The following is a 15,937-nucleotide window of genomic DNA, read 5'->3' on the forward strand; positions in this document are numbered from 1 at the left end:
CGCGGGGCGGCGGCGGGGGCGGGGGGGCGGCCCGCCCCCGCCCCCCCCCGCCGCGCGGCCGCCCGGTCCGCGGGCGCCCGCCCGCCCCCCCCCCCCGCCCCCCCCCCCCCCCACCCCGGTGTCGGCGCTGTCGGGCGGGCAGCGTCAAACCGTCGCCATCGCGAAATCGGTGCTCTGGAACAGCAATCTGGTGCTGCTCGACGAGCCGACGGCCGCGCTCGGCGTCGCGCAGACCCGGCAGGTCCTCGATCTGGTCCGACGGCTCGCCGAACAGGGGCTCGGCGTGGTGCTGATCAGCCACAACATGGCCGACGTCTTCGAGGTCGCCGACCGGATCTCGGTGCTGTATCTGGGGCGGATGGCGGCCGAGGTGCATACCGAGGACGTCACCCACAGTCAGGTCGTCGAACTCATCACCGCGGGACGTTCCGGTGATCTGGGGCTGGCTCGACCGGAATCCGCGGTGCTGTGAACGAGAGTGCCGTGCACGAGAAAGACAATGCGATGACGAATACTTCCGCGGTCCCGACGACAACGGCGGTCGCCGACTTCGGGATCGACACCACGACACAGTCCACCGCGGATGCGATTCGCGAGTATCTGTCCCGGCTGCGCGGGGGCGATATCGGCTCGCTGCCCGCGCTGCTCGGACTTGTCGCGCTCGTCATCATGTTCTCGGCGCTGTCGGATGTGTTCTTCTCGCTCAACAACATCGCGAACCTGCTCGCGCAGGGCGCGGGGCAGACGATCATCGCCATCGGGATCGTCTTCGTGTTGTTGATCGGGGAGATCGACCTGTCGGCGGGCACGGCGTCGGGCGTCGCGGGCGCCGTGCTGGCGATGCACTATGTCGAGAACGGAAACCTGCTCGCGGGCATGGGGTCGACGGTGTTCATCATCTTCGTCGCCATGCTGATACTGGCGGCCGTCCTGGCCGGGCTGTTGCGGATCTGGCCCGGCGTCGCGATGTCGCTGCTCGGGCTCGCGCTGACCGTGTCAGGGCTGGAAGCGAATCCGTGGATCGAGATGCTGCTCGCGGTGTGCGTCGGCACGGCGATCGGCTGCATCACCGGGTTCCTCATCGCCAAGATCGGCATGCCGTCCTTCGTAGTGACCCTCGCACTGTTCCTGGCATGGCAGGGTGTGATTCTTCAGCTGATCGGTGAGGGCGGCGTGCTGGGCATCAGCTCCTCGACGGTGCTGGATCGGGTGGCCAACGGCAACCTGTCGACGGTGGGCAGCTGGGCGCTGTTCATCGTGGCGGCAGGCGGGTATGCGGCGCTCACCATCGGCAGACACGTCCTGCGTGTTCGGCGCGGTCTGGTCACCCAGCCGACACCGCTTGTGGTGGTGAAGGTTTCGGTGTTGACCGTCCTGGCGGCGGTGGCCACCGCCCTGCTGACGATCAACAGATCGCGCAATGACGCCATCGAGATCCGTGGTGTGCCCTACGTTGTGCCGATTGTCTTGGCGCTGTTGGTCATCGGGACCTATGTCCTCAACAGGACGACCTACGGCAGGCACATCTACGCGGTCGGCGGCAATCGCGAGGCCGCGCGGCGGGCCGGCATCAATGTCACTCGGATCCGGGCGAGCGTTTTCGTGGTGTGCTCATCGTGCGCGGCCATCGGCGCGATCGTGTACTCGTCCAAGGTCGGCTCGGTCGACCCGCAGGCGGGCGGGCTCAACACCTTGCTGTTCGCGGTCGGCGCCGCGGTGATCGGCGGCACCTCGCTGTTCGGCGGCAAGGGCCGGGTCGCGGACGCGGTGATCGGCGGCACGGTGCTCGCCGTCGTCGCCAATGGGCTCGGGCTGCTCGAACAGCCCGCCGCGGTGGTCGCCATCGTCACCGGTCTGGTGCTGTTGCTGGCGGCGACCGTCGACGCGTTGACGCGCCGCCGAGCGGCCACTACGGAAGGCTGAGTGCGGGTGATGGTATCCCTGAGGGCATGACCAGCCCCGCCGTTGCCCGCCCTGACGAGTTGCGACGCGTCAACCGGGCGATCCTGCTGCGCCGGTTGCACGCGGGCGGCCCGGCGACGAGGGCGGCCTTGGCGACGGAACTCGGTCTCAACCGTTCCACCATCAAGATGCTGGTGGACGGGCTTGCCGAGACCGGAGTGGTGGAGGAGCGGGTGCCTCGGCTCGCGCGGGGCGCGGGCAGGCCGTCACTGCTGGTGCTGCCGCAACCGCAGGCGGTGGTCGTGCTGGCGGTGGATGTTCAGGTGGAACATGTCGGGATCGCGTTGATCGGGCTCGGTGGCCAGATCCTCGGCCGCGACAGCTGGAATCTGCGTGGGCGGCAACGGGAATCGGGCGAGGTGATGACCCACATCGCCGAATCCGCGGCACTGCTGGCGAGCGATCTCGGCCTGCGCCCCGCCGCCGCCGGTATCTCGGTGCCGGGCGTGGTGCGGCGTTCCGACGGGTATGTGCACGACGCGGCCAACCTCAATTGGGTCGATGTCGCGCTCGGCGCGCGGATGAGCACGCTGCTCGGGGTTCCTGTCGTCGTCGGCAACGATGCGGAGTTCGGTGCGCTGGCCGAGCATCTGCGCGGCGTCGGGCGTGGTGTATCGGACGCGGTCTTCGTGTCGGCGGATATCGGCGTCGGTGGGGGACTGATCGCGCAAGGTTCGCTATTGCGCGGTGCGGCAGGGTATCTCGGCGAGATCGGCCACATGACGGTGCGGCCGGGTGGCCGCCCGTGCCACTGTGGCAACGAGGGCTGTTGGGAGACCGAGGTCGGTGAGGCCGCGCTGACCAGGGCGCTCGGCCTCGCCGCGGGCAGCCCGCGCGGCGCGATCGTCGCGGAACTGCGTGAGCTGGAACGCAATTCCGACGCGGTCGACCGGCTCGGTGAATACATCGATTGGCTCGCCCTCGGCCTGGTGAACGTGGTGAACATCCTCGGCCCCGAACTCGTCGTCCTCGGCGACCTGCTCACCGCGCTGCCCGACGCCGTTGTGGAGCGGGCCGCCGAGCAGGTGCGTCGCCGCAGCATGGTGAGCCGGGCGATCGGCGGCGTTCGAGTCGAAAAGTCCTCTCTCGGAGCGGATCTGAAGCTGATCGGTGCGGCGGAAGCGGCGTTCGAGGGAGTTCTCGGCACGGTCTGAGCGCCGATCCGCACCGCCGCGACCGATCAGCCCGTCGGCCTGCTCGAATCAATACACCCGAGTATCAATGCCTTCGGTGAACCCCTCCGCGCCCGAGCGGTCGCTTGGCCTGCTGACCTGCATCTTTACTTGCATCGAGATCCGTGACATGCTATCGCGATTCGATCGCGGGGGTCGCGATCAGGGGTCGAGGGGGTTGTTGCATGGACAGGTATCCCAGGGCGTTGTCGCGCGCACCACGAAGCGAGCCACCTCTGCAGCCGTGCCGGTCATCGCGTCGAACAACGGGATTCGATGAGTTGCCACCGCCGCCACGCGAGCGGGTGTGCCGTGCCCGCCCTTCGGGGGATCCGGCCGGTGTCCGCCGGGCGGCCGGTGAGTTGTCGGCCGCCGAGACCGCGATGCCCGAAGTGGATTCGACGACAAAGCTATTCGCGGATCGAACACTGCGGCTCACCCTCGAAGTGCTCGATCACCGTCGACCGGTCGCGCAGCTGGCCGCGGTCGCGCAGCCGCCGGTGCTGTCCGCGGTGCGGACTCTGGTCAGAGCCGACCTGGCACCGGGGCGCACCCTGGGCGCGGCGGTGCTGACCAGAGTGGACGTGGTCATGGTCGATGCCGCCGCCGCGGAAGTGTGCGCCGCCTACGACCGCGGCATCCGCCACTTCGCGCTGGCTGCCCGCATCACCCGCACGCGTGCCAAGGGCTGGCGCTTGAGTGCGCTGCGGCTGTTCTGACCGCGAACCGATCGAGGAGCATGGCGCAGAGCTTCAGCCGTTCTGCTGGAAACCGCTGCCGTCGAACATTTCCTGGGCGCGTCGCGTGTCCATGTACTCGCGCACCCGGTGGATCCGGTCGTCGGAGAGTTCGAAGATGAAGCAGTAGTCGTTGTCGTAAGGGCGGCCGTTCATCAGGGTGGCCCGCATTCGGGTCTCGACTACGACGGTCGTGTCGGTCGCGGTGACTGCTGTGAAGTCGACGTGCCGGTCGGCTACGAACACCGCCGGGAATTCGGTGGTCAGGAAATGCACGACGCGGTCTCGGCCGATGAGGTGGCTGCTGCCGTCGAGCGCACGGGCGGTGGCGTTGTGGGGTGGGGCCAGCCATTCGATGTCGGGGGTGAGGACGGCGGCGATTCGGTCGGGGTCTCGGGTGGCGAACTCGCGCCAGGCCCGCAGGATGAATTCTGTGCTCGTCGTAGCGTCCATGCGGGCAATCCTGGGTGGTGTGCGGCTACCGATCTCGCCATATTCGGACACGGTGGCAGGCGTGTCCGAATATGTCTGGCCGGTAGGCCGGGGCGCGCGCAGACTTCGGATATGGGAGCGTTCCAGGCGGTCGTCACGACGGGCATCTATTGCCTGCCGCCGTGTCCTGGTCGTCCGCTGCCGTCGAACGTCGTGTCCTTTTCCTCCCAGGCCGGAGCGGAAGCGGCAGGTTTTCGCGCCTGCCACCGTTGTCGGCCGTATCGGGCCGCGGCCGGACCCGCGCATACCTCCGAATTGGTGTGCCGCGCCGTCGATCTCATTGCCGAGGGTGCGCTGGACATGGGCAACGAGGCGGCGCTCGCCGCCCGGCTCGCGGTGTCGCAGCGGCATCTGCGTCGGATGTTCCACGAACAGGTCGGTGCCACACCCGATCAGCTCGCACGCTCCCGGCGCGCACATTTCGCCAGGCGACTGCTGGACGACACCGACCTGTCGGTCACCGATATCGCCTTCGCCGCCGGTTTCGGCAGCCTCCGCCAGTTCAATCGAGTCATGACCGCGACTTTCCGCGCCGCGCCGCTCGAACTACGCCGATGCCGACGCCGCGCGGATCGGCTTGTTGCCGACGGTGGACTCGCCCTCCGGGTGCCGTTGCCCGCATCCGTCGACCTCGGTCGACGGCTTTCGCAGCTGGCTTGCGACGCGATCGGCGGCGTCGAGAACGCCACGAAGACGGTTTACCGGCGGACGGTGCGCGTCGACGGCGATCCGGGAGTGATCGAGATCAGCGCGGCCGGGCCTGCCGATGCGCGGCTGATCGCCCATCTACCGCGCATCGAGGGACTCATTCACCAGGTGGACCAGGTGCGGCGTTTCCTCGGTGGACGCGCGTGGGATCCGTTCGAGGCCGGTGTCCGCGCCATCGTGGCCGACCACGTCGGCGCGGCAGCGGCTGCGGCCGTCCTCGGCGAAATCGTCACAGAGTACGGCGCACCGGTCGCCGGGCTGGGACAGTTCGGGCTCGGCCGCCTGTTTCCGACGCCGGCCGATCTGAGGGAATTCGGAGGCGTCGACGCCGAGTGCACGCGGGCCATCCGCGACCACAGCGGACAATTCGGCCAGACGGCAGCTGCTTGTCACGGGGTCCGCTGATCGCGCAGCAGGTCGACGATGGTGGCGCGTGCGCCGCGGGTGTGCAGGCTCGCCAATGCCGCGCGGTAGGCGTCGACGAAGCGAGGCTCGTCGATCAGGTCGCCGAACACCGAGCGGTCGGAGAGGAATACGGTCGGGTCGTCGTGCTGGCGACGGGCGAGCGCCATCAGGCGATCGCGCAGCGGATCCACGACCTCGATCGGCGCACCGCCCTCGTCGATCCCTTCGCAGTAGCGCGCCCAGCCCGCTACTACTGTTGCGGCGCAGGCGATCGCGCCGTCGGTGGCCAACTGGCTGCGCAGCACCGGCAGCAGCCACTTCGGTATCCGGTCGGACGACTCCGCGCACAGCCGGGCCACAGTGTCGCCGACCGCGGCATTGGCGAAACGTTCGATGAGAGTGTCCCGGTAGGTGTCGAGGTCGATACCAGGGACGGGAAGCAACGTCGGTCGCGCTTCCTCGTCCATATATCGGAGCAGGAACCGCCTGAACGCTTCGTCCTGAACCACCTCGTGCACCAACCGATATCCGGTCAGATGCCCGAGGTAGCACAGCGCCTGGTGGCTGGCGTTCAACATCCGCAACTTCATCAATTCGTAGGGCGCGACGTCCTCGACCAGCTGCACGCCGACCCTGCCGAACTCGGGGCGGCCCAGCGTGAACTCGTCTTCGAGCACCCACTGCAGGAACGGCTCTGTCACCACCGGCCACCCGTCTTCGATGCCGAAACGGTCGGTGAGCTCGGCCCTCATGGCAGCGGTTGTCGCCGGGGTGATCCGATCGACCATCGAATTCGGAAACGCGCCCTCGCGGTCCAGCCAGTCCGCCAGCGCCGGATCGCGCAGGCGGGCGAAGGCGGTGAAGCAGGTTCGGGCGACATGGCCGTTGCCCTGAATGTTGTCGCACGACATGATCGTGAACGGCGCCGTGCCGCGTGCCATGCGCCGCGAAAGTGCCTCGGCGACAAGGCCGAACACGGTCGCGGGGACGGCTCCCGGCACGAGATCGGCGCGGACGGCAGGATTTGCCGCATCGAACACGCCGGTGGTCGCGGAGATGTTGTATCCACCCTCGGTGATGGTCAGCGAGACGATGCGGGTGTCCGGGTCGGCCAGCTTCTCGACGACCGCTTCGGGATCGTCCGGGGCGAAGAGGTACTCGACAATCGAGCCGACGACCCGCGGTGTCCAAGCGCCGTCGGGTTCGGTGACGGACAGGGTGTACAGGCAGTCCTGCTCGGCCATCACCTCGCTCATCCGGCGATCCTTGGCGAGCACACCGACCCCACAGATTCCCCACTCCCGGGCGGCACCCGATTCGAGGAGCAGGTCGAGATATCGCGCCTGGTGGGCCCGATGAAAGCCGCCGACCCCGAAATGCACTATGCCGGTGCGTATTCCGCTGCGTTCATACGTGGGTGTCGATACCGGAGCGCTGAGATCGGACAGAGTCTGCGCGTTGAGCCCGGTCATTACCGGAACCGATCCAGTGTCGCCTGCGTCACATCATGGATGATAGCGGCCGGTCCGCCACCGAGCTCGGAGTGCGCAACCGGCCGGGCGAACCAGGTGTGGCGGGCGCATCCGGCACGACTGGTTCGCCACCGGTGTCAGCTCAATCGCCGGATATCGCCGCGGACCCGGTAGAACCCGCCGCGTGCCGACTCGGCGACGGCATCGACGACGTAGCGGACGCCCGCCTCGCGAATATCGCGGGGGAACTGGACGTTCCAGGCGCGTTGGTAGCCGGGAGACACGACATGCACCCGCAGATTGCCGCCGTCCTCGACGCACTCCACGACGATGCCGGAGCCCGCGTCCACGGCCACGGCCACTTCGACGGTCCTGCTCGGAGTCACGGCGGAGATCTCCGGCGCTTTGACCGACAGCGTCTGGGGTAAGACGCCCTGCTCCGCATTGTGGATGGCCGCCTCGCTGACATCGAGGCAGGCCAGCGTCCCGTTGGTGGTGACCAGGTACAGCTTGTCGTCGTGGTACTGCATGGAGTACGCCGAACCGCAGCCGGTGGCCAGTTTCCACAGGCGCTGACCGCTGGAATCGAAGCAGTAGACCGAAGAATAGTTGTCACCGGCGAAGACATAGCGGCCGTCCGGCGAAGTGGCACAGGAGAATACGGCGGCATCGCACTGGTAGGAGCGCTCGGATCTGCCGTTCTTCGCCACCATCCGCACCTGGCGGGTGCTGGTGCCCGCGTAGACCGCGTCGGTCTCCTGCCAGCCGAACAGGACCGGGCCGCCGGTGCGGACATGCCACTGGTGATTGCCGGTGGTGAGACCATATTTGGTGACGCCGTCGGAATGGCCGTGATAGACGCCGTCCCGGTCGATGCGCACCATCCAGCCCGAGTTCCCGGTGCTGCGCCGAGTCCAGAGTAACTCCTCCTCATGGTCGATCACGGTGATGCCGCCGTCTCGATCGGAGACGCCGAGGATGCCGTCGTGGATGTCGAGCCAATAGATGTCGACATCGGCGGCGATGTCGTATGCGGCGCGCGGCACCTTGCCGGAAAGGTCGTACACCCTGCCGTCGTCGCATCCGGCATAGATCCAGAAATCGTCTGCCACAATGCATTTCACCGCATCGGGCAGACGGAAGCGGCCGGTCACGTCGCCGGCGGGTGTCAAGGTGAACACGTCGCCGTGCTCGTTGCCGACCCAGCAGCGGTGCTCATCGACGAAGATGCCGAACGCGGCCGCGCCCGAGTCGAAGGTCCACAGCACCGGTGCCGACTTCGCGGTGGAGCGCTGGCTGACGATCGCGCGCCGGGTGACCGGACGCTTGGTCCGCGCACCCCGCACCGCGGGCGCATAGCCCCGTCGCACCTTCGCGCCCACCTTCTTCGCGGCGGCGGCGGCCGCTTTCTCCACGGTGGCAAAGGAACTCACCTGCGTCTGCCCCGGGTCGCCGATGCGTCCGTAACGAATGGTCACCTCGGTGCCCGCCACGGCGACCTCGTAGAACTTGTGTGCCGAACCGCCGTCCTCGGACAGTTCGAGATAGGTAGTGCCCCCGGTGGTCATCGCATAGCCCCGCTTTTTTCGTGAGATCAGAACATCTCGAAAGTTAGCAAGGGGCACCGACATTCCCGTGCGACCAGTGGCGGCCGACTCGTCACCGGCGTGCGGCCCCGGGTAGGCGGCACTGACGTACCCGGCGTCGTGCGGGGCAGGGTGCAGGAATATCGAGCGGGCTTCGGCTAAGTGGTGCCGCGCGCGTTGTAGACAGTGAGCCCCTGCTCGGCGGTCATACGGCCGTAGGCGTCGAAACCGCGAGTGCCTGATCGCGCAACACGTCGAAAACCCATTCCGGCATGGTTACGCCGTAGGAGGGCGGCATGGTCGAGATGTCCACGTCAGTGCCCTTCCGGTCGAAGCCGCGGCCGACGTGCTCAGCCCAGTGCGCTGCCCTGCTGCCACTGGTCCCACGGCAGGCCCCAGTCGCCGTTCTGCCAGACCTCGAGCGGCGCACCGCCGGTATTGCGGACCTCGACGATGTCGCCGGGCGCCGCGAAATCGAAGAACCACTGCGCGTTCGCGGGGCTGAGGTTGAGGCAGCCGTGCGAAGTGTTCGTGTTGCCCTGGGCCCACACACTGGATGCCAGTTCATGCAGGTAGATGCCGTCGGTGCTGATCCGGGTCGCCCAGTTGATGGACTCTTTGTAGCCCAGCCGCGAGTTGACCGGCAGCCCGAAGGTGGAGGAGTCCATGATCACCGGGTTCGCCTTGTTCATGACCGTGTACACGCCGGGCTGGGTCCAGAACGTGATCGTCTTGCCGCCGACGACCTCGCTGCCGCCCATGCCCATCGAGGTCGGCATGGTGCGGATCAGATTGCCGTTTTCGAAGACCTGGACCTGCTTGGTGTTGTCGTCGGCGATCGACACATGGGAGGGGCCGATGGTGAAGGAGGTTTTGCTGTCCTCCTGGCCGAACAGGCCCTTGCCGAGCTCGGCGCCGAAGATGTTCGCGGTGACGGTCACCTTGGTGCCCGGCGCGTAATACTGCTGTGGGCGCCAGTGCGCATTGCGGTTGTCGACCCAGTACCACGAGCCTTCGACGACGGGGGTGGTCGCTACCACCAGCCGTTTCTCCGCGGCGGCCCGGTCGGGGATGTCCTCGTCGAAGTGCGCGACGATGACGGTGCCGACGCCGGAGGTACCACCGTCTTTCAACGGCGTGCCTGCGGTGGTGTTCAGATACACCTTGGTCTGGTTGTTCGGGGTCAGCGTGGAGAAGGTCGCCGTGGTCGGGCCGGTGCGGCCGGTGATCGTGAGCGCCTCGGCGCTCACCGTGTAGGTGCGGCCGTAGCCGAGCGGCTCGGCGGGCTTCCAGGCGGTCTTGTCCGGTGTCAGGATCCCCTCGACAGCTTTGCCCTGCTCGTTCGTCATGGTCACCGAGGTCAACTGACCGTCGCCCACGCTCACCCGGACCGGGCCCAGCGGGTCGACCTTGCTCGCGCCGTCCCCCGGACTGATGGAGATCCCGGCGGGCGACTGCTCGGCGGGTCCCGTCGCCTGCGGCGCGGACGAAGAACACGCGGCGACGACCAGAGCCGTCACCAGCACAACACCCGCGGCAACGCTCGACCGGAAGCGGCGATTCGACATGGATCTCCTATATATCGCCGTGCATTGCCAGCGGCGCAGCTCTGGTTACTGTCCCCATCCGTAGTTTACCGGCCGCTGGGGGCTGCCTTTGCCGTCGATAACCGACCTGGTCGATGACTTAGTTCACACAGGGCACGGTGCCGCCGACCTGGGTCACGACCGGCTTGCCGGAGTCGGGGACGGGCAGATCCGATGCGGTGGTCCGCGAGGCAGCGGGCGAGGCCGGGGTCAGTTCGGCGGGCATGGTGAAATCGCTGCCTATGACGACCGTGATGTGGTCGGTCGCGGTGGCCGGCGAGGCCGTCGCGGTCAGTCCGAGGGTTTCGGCCAGCTGGGTGGCGTCGGCCTCGGCGCCGGGCCCGTAGGTGACGGTGGATGCGGAACCGTCGGCGTAGGTGCCGTTGCCCACCGCGCCCGGCCGGTAGCCGCGCGTGGCAAGTGCGGTGGAGAGCTTGGCGGCCTGACCGGTCCGGCCGCTCGCGTTATGGACGTCGACCGTGCTCGTCGGGACACGGTCCGGAGACGGCTGCGCCGCTTCGACGCCGAAGGCGGCCCGCACTTCCTTCTTGATGGCGACCGGATCGACAATGTTGACGTCCTGGCCGTCGACATTGTCGTAGCGCAGCACCGGCAGGGTGCGGAACTCGACCGACATCGAGCCCGCGGACCCGAGGTCGCGGGCGAAATCGAGCAGGTCCCAGCCGCCTGACAGCACTACGTCGCGATGAGCGACGTCCATCAGCTCGGACAGCTTGCCGAGGTTGGTCAAGGCGCCGGTGTCCTTGAGCGACTTGGCGACCGAGGTGAGAAAGGCCTGCTGACGATGGGTTCGGTCGAGATCGCCGTTTTCCAGGCCGTGTCGCTGGCGAACGAAAGCGAGCGCGTCGGAGCCGTTCAAGTGCTGCGGGCCCGCGGGAAAGGTCGCGCCGGAGTAGTAGCTGTCGTCGACCGCGTGATTCAGACAGACATCGACACCGCCGAGCGCGGTCGCCAAGTCGTAGAAACCGGCGAGCGATATTTCGGCGAACCGGTCGATCGGCACGCCGACGAGGTTGCGGACGGTCTGCACAATGGACGCCCGGCCCGCTTCACGGCCCTGCCGCTCCAGCGTGGCCTGGTCTTTTTCGCCGCTGTCGATCAGCTTGGCCTGGGCGGCGGCCTTTTTCAGGCCGTAGGCCTCCTTGATTTTGATGTGGTCGTAGCCAGGAATGCCCGACACCGCGACGTAGTCGTCGCGCGGGATGGAAATGGCGACGATCTTCTTCATATCCGCCGGAATGCGCAGCAGAATCAGCGAATTCGCGTTGTATCCACCGTTGTCGCCGTCGCCCGCGTGCAACTGGTCGAGGATTGGCTGCGGTAGGTCGTTGCCGTTCAGGTCTTTTCGAGTGTCCAGGCCGATCAGCAGGATATTCATATCGCCGCCCGGCGAATGCGGTGCGTCGTCGGGGATGGCCTCGGTGCGGGTGAAGCCGTGCTCGAAATCGGTCTTGGCGGACCAGGCGAATCCGGTGCCGGAGAGGACAGCGAGTGCGGCGGCGCAGGCGACCGCTCGGGTCGCGAGCTGCGCGGCGCGACGACCACGTCGTGGGGGTTCGGTGGCTCGACGTGCCCGTGGCGCGGGTTCGGCCGCGGGCCGGCGCCGTCTCGGGGACTGCGTCGCACGCCGGTGCGCCGCCTGCCGGTTTTGGGGGCGTGGTGAGCGCTGCGACCATCGACCGTCGACAGCAGCGATGGGAACAGTGTCGTCGTCCATCATCGCGGCAGCCTTCGTGGCCGGGTCATTCGTCGCCGCCTCAACTTCTTCGTCGCGACTCGTTCGATACTGCACCCGAGCCGACGCTGACCATGCGCTGATGGTCACCACACTCGGTCGTTCCAGTGTCACCCGATCCGGTGATCGTGGCAAGAATCGGACACTGCGCGAGCGACGGCTTATGCGATGCGCACGCCGCTGCCGAAATCACCGTCGAGCAGGGCCGCGCCGAGTGTCGTCACCTCGTGTTTCATGGCATTGCGGTGCCGCCTGCTATCGATGAGCCCGGCCTCCCGCAATATCGACGCGTGTTCGCTCGCTGTTGCGGGCGAAACACCGAGTCGGCGAGCGAGTTCGGTGGTGGTGCAGCCTGCGGCGATCTCCTGGAGCGCGGCCGCGCGGGTCCGCCCGAGCAGGGCATTCAACGCCTCGTTGGTTGCGCGCGGCCCCCACGCCGACGCGAAATCGCCGATAGTGCGCAGGACCGGGACGACCAGCGTCCTCGGTGCGTCCTTATCGACGGTGGAATGCAGCACCAGCGCTTCGGGTCCGACGAAAAGCGAGGGAACGACGATCAATCCGCGTCCGCCGAGCGCCGCGTCGTGGCATTCCCTCCGGGTGCGGACTTCGAGGATGGGCGCACGCCAGCGCACGTAGGGCCGCAGCCCGGCAAATAATCCGTCGACGCCTTCGGTGGCCATCGTCCGGGCCATCCGATCGGCGGCCATATCGAGGTAGGACTGGATATGCGCCCATCGGCCCGCGAAGGCCGCGGCATGGAAGGCCTCGACGGCGGCAGCGACGTCGCGCAGCGCGCTGCCGTCGCGGGCGGGCAGATACGTGGTCCACGCAGGCAGCGGCGGGTAGCCGAATGCGGCGCGGCGACCGACAACGGCGTCCAGCTCCCGGCGGATCTCGAGGCGCGGAGCCAGGTGCAGTGCCTCGATACCTTCCGGTATCGAGCGCGCACCGAGGGTCGGGGTGATCAAATCGACGAAGTCGTCGTCGGCGGGCACGATTGCGGCGAGCACGCCGAAATCATCGGGCATCGCCTCCCGCACCTGCCTGCGCCAGCCGTCGAACACAGCGCCGCCGGTGCGTTGCACGACCCTGGTCGCCAAGAGCGTCTCCGCGAGCGCGCCGAGCGGAGTCCCGATTCGGACGCGCATCAAATCCTCGGGTGTGCAGTGGATTCGCTTCATCGGCTGCCCCGCATCGTCGTCACTCGATACCGCACCACGGTACCTGCGATTTCGCGGACTTACCGCCGCGCGGCGACGAACGGATCCAGTCGCGTCAGCAGTCCATCGATGGTCGCGGGTGTCGGTTGAGCCAGTGGTTCATTCGCTGCGGGCACGGCCGTCCGCCACCGCTTCCAGGCGGCCGCCGCGCTATCGAACGCATGGGCGCCCGCGAGTGCGACGACTCCGTCACCCCGTGCCGCTACGTCCTTCATCATGTCGAACTCCTGAGTTGTCGGCGTTCAGCAGCGTAGGAAACGTCGGACGATGGGCGCACCCTCATTCGGCTGGGGCCGAAACACCCGGTGTAGTCGGCAGCAACGCCAATCGGCGCCGGGCTCCACGAATGGGGCTCGGCGCCGATCGGAAGCCGTTGCAGCGGCTTCGGGCTTCGAGAGGATTGATCAGCTCTGCAGGCCGACCTCGATCTCGAGGGTAAGGGTGATCTTGTCGCCGATCACGGCGCCGCCGTCGGGCAGCGGCATGTCGATGGTGATGCCGAAGTCCCGGCGGTTGATCACGGTCTTGGCCTCGAAGCCCGCGACCGGGCCATTGCCCATGCCCGGGTTGACACCGTGGAACTCGACGTCCAGGGAGACCGGCTTGGTAACGCCGCGGATGGTGAAGTTGCCGTCCACCACGAAGTCGTCGCCGTTGACGCGGAATCCGGTCGAGGAGAACGTCGCGACGGGGAAGTCCGCGGCGTGGAAGAAGTCCGCGGTGCGCAGGTGGCCGTCGCGCTGCTCATTGTCGGTGGTCACCGAGTCGACGCGGATCTCGGCGTCGGCCTGCGCGGTGCCGTCTTCGTTGATGACCAGTTTGCCCGAGAAGTCGGCGAAGCGGCCGCGCACCTTGCTCACCATGAGGTGGCGAACCGAGAAGCCGAGGGTGGAGTGGGCGGGGTCGATCGCCCAGGTGCCTGCGGTCAGGGCGTTGGCGGTGTTGGTCGTCATGCTGTCTCCTAGTTGATTTTTCAATTACTGCGGTGTGAACAGATGTCCAGCGGTGGTGCCGGGGCGGTGCGCCGTTGCACCAGTGGTCAGCTCGCGGTGCCTCCGAGCAATTGCGCGAACGGCACCGGCTCGTCGTAGGGATCGGACGGGCGGTCGTGGTGAGCTGTGGCCAGTGCGTCAGCGAATTCCACTGCCGCACGGTCGATTCGGGCGCCGAGACCATCTGTGTCGGCGGACGCCCAGTCTTCGGAGGCCGCGTACACCGAGGTCGGCACTACGACCGAACGCAGGTAGGTGAACATCGGCCGCACGGCGTGCTCGAGTGCGAGCGAGTGGCGGGCGGTGCCGCCGGTCGCGCCGACGAGCACCGGCATTCCGGTGAGAGAATCCGGCTCGAGCACATCGAAGAAGGTCTTGAACAGGCCGCTGTAGGAGGCATTGAAGATCGGTGTCACGGCGATGATGCCGTCCGCGTCCACGACCGTGCCGATCGTCTCCCGGAGGCCGGAGGCCGGCGGCCGGGAACCCGGTCACCAGGTTGTCGGCCAAAGCATGGGCGTGGTCCCGCAATTCGATGACATCGAACCGCACGGCCCTACCGGACGCGGTCAGCGCCTGATCGGTCGCAGCGGCGAGGCGATCGGCAAGCAGTCTGGTCGAGGACGGTTGCGCCAGCCCGGCCGAGATGACGGCGATGCGCGTCATTGCGCGACCTCCATTCTCGCGTTTCGGGCAGCGACGAGAGCGGCGTGGGTCGGTGCCGATGGCACGTGCTCCTTGCGCAGCGCGTCGAATTCCTTGCGCAGCACGGGGACCACCTCTTCGCCCAGTAGATCCAGTTGTTCCAGCACCGTTTTCAACGGTAGGCCCGCATGGTCCATCAGGAAGAGCTGGCGCTGATAGTCGCCGAAAGAGTCACGGAAGCTCAGCGTCTTGTCGATGACCTCCTGCGGGCTGCCCACGGTCAGCGGTGTCTGCTCGGTGAAGTCCTCCAGCGACGGACCGTGGCCGTAGACCGGCGCATTGTCGAAGTAGGGACGGAATTCGCGCACCGCGTCCTGAGAGTTCTTGCGCATGAACACCTGTCCGCCGAGGCCGACGATCGCCTGGTCGGCGGAGCCGTGGCCGTAGTGCTCGTAGCGCCGCCGGTACAGCTCGATCAACCGCTGGAAGTGTTCCTTCGGCCAGAAGATGTTGTTGGCGAAGAACCCGTCGCCGTAATAGGCGGCCTGCTCGGCGATTTCGGGGCTGCGGATCGACCCGTGCCACACGAACGGCGGCACACCGTCGAGCGGGCGGGGCGTCGAGGTGAACGACTGCAGCGGGGTGCGGAACTTGCCCTCCCAATCGACCACGTCCTCGCGCCAAAGCCGGTGCAGCAGACGGTAATTCTCGATGGCAAGGGGGATGCCGTCGCGAATGTCCTTGCCGAACCAGGGGTAGACCGGCCCGGTGTTGCCGCGCCCGAGCATCAGGTCGACCCGGCCGTCGGCCAGGTGCTGCAGCATGGCGAAATCCTCGGCGATCTTCACCGGATCGTTGGTGGTGATCAGCGTCGTGGAGGTGGACAGTTGTAGGCGCTCGGTCTGTGCGGCGATGTACCCGAGCATGGTGGTCGGCGACGACGGCACGAACGGCGGGTTGTGGTGCTCACCGGTAGCGAACACGTCGAGGCCGACCTCTTCGGCCTTGCGTGCGATCGTCACCATCGCCTTGATGCGCTCGTGCTCGGTTGGCGTACGACCGGTGGTCGGATCGGTGGTCACGTCCCCGACCGTGAAGATTCCGAACTGCACGACACCTCCTCAATCCAAGTCTTACATCCAGTTGGTGGATGTGGCAACCAATGGAACATGAACAGCGGGCCCGCTATTCCGCCGAACGG

At 67.3% G+C, this 15,937-nt stretch carries 14 protein-coding genes and 1 pseudogene; 5 read left to right on the forward strand and 10 right to left on the reverse strand.

The window, feature by feature from the left end:
- Positions 1 to 112 precede the first annotated feature (112 nt).
- The 4 genes and pseudogenes from ACFU4Z_RS27480 to ACFU4Z_RS27495 form a co-directional block, all read left to right on the forward strand.
- A pseudogene (locus tag ACFU4Z_RS27480) lies at positions 113 to 472 on the forward strand (ATP-binding cassette domain-containing protein); the annotation flags it as partial.
- Between the two features lie 32 nt (positions 473 to 504).
- On the forward strand, positions 505 to 1,923 hold the full coding sequence (locus ACFU4Z_RS27485; RefSeq protein WP_379068132.1) for a sugar ABC transporter permease: 1,419 nt from the start codon (positions 505 to 507) through the stop codon (positions 1,921 to 1,923).
- Between the two features lie 26 nt (positions 1,924 to 1,949).
- Positions 1,950 to 3,116, forward strand: a complete 1,167-nt coding sequence (locus ACFU4Z_RS27490; RefSeq protein ID WP_379068135.1) for an ROK family protein — start codon at positions 1,950 to 1,952, stop codon at positions 3,114 to 3,116.
- A gap of 299 nt (positions 3,117 to 3,415) precedes the next feature.
- Positions 3,416 to 3,853 (forward strand): Rv3235 family protein, encoded by a 438-nt coding sequence (locus tag ACFU4Z_RS27495; RefSeq protein ID WP_379068138.1) that lies wholly within the window; start codon positions 3,416 to 3,418, stop codon positions 3,851 to 3,853.
- Positions 3,854 to 3,886: 33 nt separating this feature from the next.
- On the opposite strand, the gene ACFU4Z_RS27500 is transcribed toward ACFU4Z_RS27495, so the two are convergent.
- Positions 3,887 to 4,324 (reverse strand): nuclear transport factor 2 family protein, encoded by a 438-nt coding sequence (locus tag ACFU4Z_RS27500; RefSeq protein ID WP_379068140.1) that lies wholly within the window; start codon positions 4,322 to 4,324, stop codon positions 3,887 to 3,889.
- Positions 4,325 to 4,435: 111 nt separating this feature from the next.
- On the opposite strand from ACFU4Z_RS27500, the gene ACFU4Z_RS27505 reads away from it, so the two are divergent.
- Complete coding sequence (locus tag ACFU4Z_RS27505; protein ID WP_379068143.1) at positions 4,436 to 5,476, forward strand: helix-turn-helix domain-containing protein; 1,041 nt, start codon at positions 4,436 to 4,438, stop codon at positions 5,474 to 5,476.
- Here the strand turns inward: ACFU4Z_RS27505 and ACFU4Z_RS27510 are convergent.
- The 9 genes from ACFU4Z_RS27510 to ACFU4Z_RS27550 all read right to left on the reverse strand — a co-directional run bounded on the left by ACFU4Z_RS27510 (position 5,461) and on the right by ACFU4Z_RS27550 (position 15,848).
- Positions 5,461 to 6,948, reverse strand: a complete 1,488-nt coding sequence (locus ACFU4Z_RS27510; protein WP_379068146.1) for a mannitol dehydrogenase family protein — start codon at positions 6,946 to 6,948, stop codon at positions 5,461 to 5,463. The genes ACFU4Z_RS27505 and ACFU4Z_RS27510 overlap by 16 nt on opposite strands.
- 137 nt (positions 6,949 to 7,085) lie before the next feature.
- Positions 7,086 to 8,516 carry a WGR domain-containing protein gene (locus ACFU4Z_RS27515; RefSeq protein ID WP_379068149.1) on the reverse strand — a complete coding sequence of 477 codons (1,431 nt, stop codon included), beginning with the start codon at positions 8,514 to 8,516 and terminating at the stop codon, positions 7,086 to 7,088.
- Between the two features lie 368 nt (positions 8,517 to 8,884).
- Positions 8,885 to 10,102 carry an Ig-like domain-containing protein gene (locus ACFU4Z_RS27520; RefSeq protein WP_379068152.1) on the reverse strand — a complete coding sequence of 406 codons (1,218 nt, stop codon included), beginning with the start codon at positions 10,100 to 10,102 and terminating at the stop codon, positions 8,885 to 8,887.
- 118 nt (positions 10,103 to 10,220) lie between these two features.
- On the reverse strand, positions 10,221 to 11,861 hold the full coding sequence (locus ACFU4Z_RS27525) for an LCP family protein (RefSeq protein ID WP_379068155.1): 1,641 nt from the start codon (positions 11,859 to 11,861) through the stop codon (positions 10,221 to 10,223).
- Positions 11,862 to 12,037: 176 nt separating this feature from the next.
- Positions 12,038 to 13,027 (reverse strand): winged helix-turn-helix domain-containing protein, encoded by a 990-nt coding sequence (locus tag ACFU4Z_RS27530; protein WP_379068158.1) that lies wholly within the window; start codon positions 13,025 to 13,027, stop codon positions 12,038 to 12,040.
- A gap of 92 nt (positions 13,028 to 13,119) precedes the next feature.
- Positions 13,120 to 13,317, reverse strand: coding sequence for a hypothetical protein (locus ACFU4Z_RS27535; RefSeq protein ID WP_379068160.1), 198 nt, complete (start codon positions 13,315 to 13,317; stop codon positions 13,120 to 13,122).
- Positions 13,318 to 13,503: 186 nt separating this feature from the next.
- On the reverse strand, positions 13,504 to 14,052 hold the full coding sequence (locus ACFU4Z_RS27540) for a YceI family protein (protein WP_379068163.1): 549 nt from the start codon (positions 14,050 to 14,052) through the stop codon (positions 13,504 to 13,506).
- Between the two features lie 86 nt (positions 14,053 to 14,138).
- The gene (locus ACFU4Z_RS27545) at positions 14,139 to 14,531 is read right to left on the reverse strand and encodes a CE1759 family FMN reductase (protein WP_379068165.1); all 393 of its coding nucleotides are present in this window, start codon (positions 14,529 to 14,531) and stop codon (positions 14,139 to 14,141) included.
- Positions 14,532 to 14,753: 222 nt separating this feature from the next.
- Positions 14,754 to 15,848 carry an LLM class flavin-dependent oxidoreductase gene (locus ACFU4Z_RS27550; protein ID WP_379068168.1) on the reverse strand — a complete coding sequence of 365 codons (1,095 nt, stop codon included), beginning with the start codon at positions 15,846 to 15,848 and terminating at the stop codon, positions 14,754 to 14,756.
- Between the last annotated feature and the right edge of the window lie 89 nt (positions 15,849 to 15,937).

The organism is Nocardia sp. NPDC057440, assembly GCF_042802915.1.
Taxonomy (GTDB): domain Bacteria; phylum Actinomycetota; class Actinomycetes; order Mycobacteriales; family Mycobacteriaceae; genus Nocardia.

What these genes read in the sequence shown, in the direction of transcription:
- ACFU4Z_RS27515 (WP_379068149.1), bottom strand. Translation starts at nt 8,516, where the DNA reads ATGACCACCGGGGGCACTACCTATCTCGAACTGTCCGAGGACGGCGGT.
- ACFU4Z_RS27535 (WP_379068160.1), bottom strand. Translation starts at nt 13,317, where the DNA reads ATGATGAAGGACGTAGCGGCACGGGGTGACGGAGTCGTCGCACTCGCG.
- ACFU4Z_RS27540 (WP_379068163.1), bottom strand. Translation starts at nt 14,052, where the DNA reads ATGACGACCAACACCGCCAACGCCCTGACCGCAGGCACCTGGGCGATC.
- ACFU4Z_RS27505 (WP_379068143.1), top strand. Translation starts at nt 4,436, where the DNA reads ATGGGAGCGTTCCAGGCGGTCGTCACGACGGGCATCTATTGCCTGCCG.
- ACFU4Z_RS27485 (WP_379068132.1), top strand. Translation starts at nt 505, where the DNA reads ATGACGAATACTTCCGCGGTCCCGACGACAACGGCGGTCGCCGACTTC.
- ACFU4Z_RS27525 (WP_379068155.1), bottom strand. Translation starts at nt 11,861, where the DNA reads ATGATGGACGACGACACTGTTCCCATCGCTGCTGTCGACGGTCGATGG.
- ACFU4Z_RS27500 (WP_379068140.1), bottom strand. Translation starts at nt 4,324, where the DNA reads ATGGACGCTACGACGAGCACAGAATTCATCCTGCGGGCCTGGCGCGAG.
- ACFU4Z_RS27530 (WP_379068158.1), bottom strand. Translation starts at nt 13,027, where the DNA reads ATGCGCGTCCGAATCGGGACTCCGCTCGGCGCGCTCGCGGAGACGCTC.
- ACFU4Z_RS27490 (WP_379068135.1), top strand. Translation starts at nt 1,950, where the DNA reads ATGACCAGCCCCGCCGTTGCCCGCCCTGACGAGTTGCGACGCGTCAAC.
- ACFU4Z_RS27510 (WP_379068146.1), bottom strand. Translation starts at nt 6,948, where the DNA reads ATGACCGGGCTCAACGCGCAGACTCTGTCCGATCTCAGCGCTCCGGTA.
- ACFU4Z_RS27520 (WP_379068152.1), bottom strand. Translation starts at nt 10,102, where the DNA reads ATGTCGAATCGCCGCTTCCGGTCGAGCGTTGCCGCGGGTGTTGTGCTG.